Origin of the sequence: Variovorax sp. KK3, from assembly GCF_001984055.1 — a bacterium.
GTDB lineage: Bacteria > Pseudomonadota > Gammaproteobacteria > Burkholderiales > Burkholderiaceae_C > Variovorax.
On record NZ_LYVO01000208.1, the window covers coordinates 1 to 399 of the forward strand.

1 protein-coding gene is annotated in these 399 nt (G+C 65.2%); it reads right to left on the reverse strand.

The window, feature by feature from the left end; all coding sequences use genetic code 11:
- A partial coding sequence (locus B0W80_RS34190) for a hypothetical protein (RefSeq protein WP_143684937.1) occupies positions 1–386 on the reverse strand: 386 nt, incomplete at its 3' end.
- Between the last annotated feature and the right edge of the window lie 13 nt (positions 387–399).

Sequence of the window (399 nt, forward strand, 5' to 3'; positions counted from 1 at the left end):
CCGCCCACGTTGGAGGTGGTGCCGGTCGTGGTGACACTGAGCTTGCCGTTGACAGCGCTAATGGCGCCGGCGTCGTTGTGGAGGTTGGCCGCGTTGAGCGTCGTATTGCCATTCGCAGCAACGGCGCCTGCCTGATTGCGGAGTGCACCCGCAACGGTGGCGCTCAGCTCGCCCACAGCGATGATGCGGCCGGCGTCATTGTTCAAACTGCCCGCAGTGATGACCACGCTTCGGCCCGACGTGATGCGGCCGCTGTTGGCCAGTGCGCCGCCGATGCCGAGAGCGCTGTTGCCGTCGGCGTGCAGCTTGCCGGTGTTGGTCAATCGCTGCGCCTGGATCGACAGGTCAGAACCCGATTCGCTATTGCCTTTGGTGTTGTCCAGCAAGGCCCCTGCGCTG